This window comes from Hydrocoleum sp. CS-953 (assembly GCF_002260545.1).
In the GTDB taxonomy this organism is placed as follows: Bacteria; Cyanobacteriota; Cyanobacteriia; order Cyanobacteriales; family Microcoleaceae; genus Trichodesmium.
The window spans coordinates 1-3,622 of sequence record NZ_LGSU01000554.1 but is presented as its reverse complement, the minus strand read 5'-3'; the positions used below and the strand labels follow the sequence as shown (position 1 = coordinate 3,622).

5 protein-coding genes are annotated in these 3,622 nt (G+C 36.8%); 3 read left to right on the top strand and 2 right to left on the bottom strand.

What is annotated here, in order from left to right; all coding sequences use genetic code 11:
• Nucleotides 1-91: 91 nt before the first annotated feature.
• Complete coding sequence (gene nth, locus AFK68_RS05910; protein WP_094671976.1) at nucleotides 92-745, top strand: endonuclease III; 654 nt, start codon at nucleotides 92-94, stop codon at nucleotides 743-745.
• A 110-nt stretch (nucleotides 746-855) separates the two neighbouring features.
• On the opposite strand, the gene AFK68_RS05905 is transcribed toward nth, so the two are convergent.
• On the bottom strand, nucleotides 856-1,059 hold the full coding sequence (locus tag AFK68_RS05905) for a hypothetical protein (protein ID WP_094671975.1): 204 nt from the start codon (nucleotides 1,057-1,059) through the stop codon (nucleotides 856-858).
• A gap of 259 nt (nucleotides 1,060-1,318) precedes the next feature.
• On the opposite strand from AFK68_RS05905, the gene rpsN reads away from it, so the two are divergent.
• Nucleotides 1,319-1,621 (top strand): 30S ribosomal protein S14, encoded by a 303-nt coding sequence (gene rpsN / locus AFK68_RS05895; RefSeq protein ID WP_094671973.1) that lies wholly within the window; start codon nucleotides 1,319-1,321, stop codon nucleotides 1,619-1,621.
• A gap of 542 nt (nucleotides 1,622-2,163) precedes the next feature.
• On the opposite strand, the gene AFK68_RS05885 is transcribed toward rpsN, so the two are convergent.
• A complete protein-coding gene (locus tag AFK68_RS05885) occupies nucleotides 2,164-2,493 on the bottom strand; it encodes a hypothetical protein (protein WP_094671977.1) in 330 nt (109 codons plus the stop codon).
• Between the two features lie 40 nt (nucleotides 2,494-2,533).
• Here AFK68_RS05885 and aat point away from each other — a divergent pair, with 40 nt between their 5' ends.
• Nucleotides 2,534-3,115 (top strand): leucyl/phenylalanyl-tRNA--protein transferase, encoded by a 582-nt coding sequence (gene aat / locus AFK68_RS05880; protein WP_094671972.1) that lies wholly within the window; start codon nucleotides 2,534-2,536, stop codon nucleotides 3,113-3,115.
• Nucleotides 3,116-3,622: the final 507 nt, after the last annotated feature.

Genomic DNA, 3,622 nt, shown 5'->3' with positions numbered 1-3,622 from the left:
CCTTTTCACTTCTTCCTTCTTCCTTTTCACTTCTTCCTTCTTCCTTCTTCCTTCTCCCTTCTTTCTCCTTCCTTCTTCCTTCTTCCTTCAAATGGTAACAACTCGTAAATTTTCACTGAAACGACAGCGATCGCTAGAATTACTTCTTCGTCTAAACCGTCTCTATCCTGATGCTACTTGTACTCTGACTTATCAAACCCCTGTTCAGTTACTTGTAGCTACTATTCTTTCTGCTCAATGTACTGATGAACGAGTTAATAAAGTTACGCCTGCTCTATTTCAAAAATTCCCGGATGCTCTAGCACTGGCAAATGCAGATATTGAAGAACTAGAAAATTTAGTGCGTTCTACAGGATTTTATCGCAATAAAGCTAAAAATATTAAAGCTGCTTGCCAAATGATTATTGAGAAGTTCAACTCTCAAGTGCCAAAGCAGATGGAACAACTTTTGCAGTTACCTGGAGTAGCGAGGAAAACAGCTAATGTTGTTTTAGCTCATGCTTATGGAATTATTGTCGGGGTGACAGTAGATACTCACGTTAAACGGTTAAGTCAACGTTTAGGTTTAACTGAAAATTCCGATCCAATTAAAATTGAGCGAGATTTAATGCGGTTGATACCTCAACCTGATTGGGAAAATTGGTCAATACGATTAATTTATCATGGTCGGGCAGTTTGTAAAGCGAAAAGTCCTGCCTGCGATAAATGTTCATTGGTTGATTTGTGTCTTTTTACAAAAGAGTAATATCGAGTCCGGTAGCATCGTTAGTATATAAAATTCAGATACCAATGGAAAAAAAACTTCTGCCTTCTCTTTTCCTAAAATATTCGTAGGGGTTTGGTCTCCAAACCCACTCAACTGGTCTCCAAACCCCATTCAAGCAGAATGGAAAAAACTTCTGCCTTCTCTTTTCCTAAAATATTCGTAGGGGTTTGGTCTCCAAACCCATTCAACTGGTCTCCAAACCCATTCAACTGGTCTCCAAACCCATTCAACTGGTCTCCAAACCCATTCAACTGGTCTCCAAACCCATTCAACTGGTCTCCAAACCCACTCAACCAGATATGATATTAAATCTGCTTGCTTTGCAGCAAAATTAAGATTCTACCCTTAGTAATTGTCAAAACACAAGAAAATTAGGGGGTTTGGAGACCAAACCCCTACAGTATGGAATTGTACCTATGCTACTGGATTTGCTCTAAATATCAAAAGTTGGGGAAACAAAAAAATTTATGGTACTATAGGAGGTTGGGCAAATAACCTAAAATTAAAGATACCAACTATTTTGTTATTTTTGGAGGAATAAAGTAATTAATCATGGCTAAAAAGAGCATGATCGAGCGTGAGAAAAAACGCAAAAAATTAGTAGAAAAATATGCCGAGAAACGTGAAGAGCTAAAACAGCAATTCATGGAGGCAGAAGATTTAGAGGAGAAAATAGAACTCCATCGTAAACTACAGAGACTACCTCGTAACAGCGCTCCTAATCGTGTCAGAAATCGTTGTTGGTTAACTGGACGTCCCAGAGGGTATTATCGGGATTTTGGACTTTCTCGTAATGTTATCCGAGAAATGGCCCATGAAGGTTTATTACCAGGAGTTGTGAAGTCTAGCTGGTAGAGGGAATGGATAATTGATAATTGATAATGGATAATTGATAATGAAAACTATCTCCTCTAATTATCAATTATTTAAAGGAGAGGCTTTAAACCTAGATTCGATTAATTATCAATTATCAATTTAGGAGTTACGCAAAGCTAGTATATATGGAGTTCAAAAACTATAACGTTATAGTTTTTAACGCTATATATATGGTCTAGTGCGTAAGTCCTACAATTATTAATTATCAATTATCCATTATCCATTATTAATACTATTGTCCACAACAACGTTCTATTCCCAGACTATCTAATAGTAAGTCACTAACGGCATTGGCGATCGCAAATTCCCCATAAAAACTCTGGGAAAAATCAAAGGCTTGCATTTCTGTAACAATGGCAATGACTAATGAACCTAAATCATTTTCCCNATACTAGCTTTGCGTAACTCCTAAATTGATAATTGATAATTAATCGAATCTAGGTTTAAAGCCTCTCCTTTAAATAATTGATAATTAGAGGAGATAGTTTTCATTATCAATTATCCATTATCCATTATTAATACTATTGTCCACAACAACGTTCTATTCCCAGACTATCTAATAGTAAGTCACTAACGGCATTGGCGATCGCAAATTCCCCATAAAAACTCTGGGAAAAATCAAAGGCTTGCATTTCTGTAACAATGGCAATGACTAATGAACCTAAATCATTTTCCCCTTCCATGCGATGGCGAACAAAAATTTGGGCTGCTCTTTTGGCAATATCTTCGTTCACTTTTTCAGGAATAAACTCTTGATTAAGCCACTTATGTAAAGAAGCTTTTAACCATTGGCCCTCTTCTTGGGGGTTTTGTGCTGTTGGTAAAGTAATTGCTTGGATTGGTTCAGCCATAATTCTAAAGTTTATATTATAAATTGTTAATTGTAATTCCATGATAGAATATGATATTCAATCAATCATACAAGGATATGCTCAAGGCTACTTCCTCATGGCAAATGATGGAGAGAATAGTTTGGGGTGGTATGGTAGTCGTAAACGGGCCTTAATTCCTTTGGATGAAAGATTTCGCTACCCACGGTCACTACGTCGTGTGATTAATCAAAATCGTTTTACTGTTGCTGTTAATAGAGATTTTGAAGCTGTGGTTGAAGGTTGTGCAGATCGAGAAACAACTTGGATATCTGGGGAGCTGAAACAAATTTACAAAGCTTTAAATGAAGCGGGATATGCTTATAGTTTTGAGACTTGGCAAGGGGATGACCTTGCTGGTGGAATTTTAGGTATAGTGATTGGTGGGGGTTTTATTGGGGAGTCGATGTTTTTCAATATTCCAGAGGGGTCGAAGGTGGCGATGGTAAAGTTGGTGGAGCGACTCCGGGAGCGACAGTTTGTTTTTTTTGATGCTCAGATGAACAACCCTCACTTGGAAAGATTTGGAGCTTATTCTATTAGCGATAAAAAATATAAAGCACTTTTGAAATTAGCGTTAACTCGTGGGTGTAGTTTAATGTAGAACTCCTAACTTTATCTTTGTATATGGATTTTCCTTTCTACAAAGTTAGATCAAATCCGGTAGTATTCGGTATACAAAAGCGTAGAAACAGCGTAGAAACCGGGTTGGTTTTAAATCCTCCGCTGTATAAAATCTACCTCCGACAAACCCGGTTTCTTATGACACTCTGAAGCAAGCGGATTTGATATTAGCGGTCATGTTTATATCCGTAGCAAAGTGGAACGGAGTTCTATCACCCTCGAAGCTATACTTTTTTAGTTGAATAAAAAGTCATGTGCATAGACGAACAACGCCATTTAATCTTATGATATCACAAAAATTGTGAGGATGCAGCAAAAAATCCTTTGACGCGCGTTTTTTTTCAGGAGCTTCACAAAATGAAAATGTTTGTGGTTTTTCACTAGGAAGGTATAGATGGAAAGATTTTAAGATTTTATAAGTTTATATTCTAACTAAATCTATTTATTTATTATCAAAATAATTGGCGATCAAACCCCACTTTTTAAT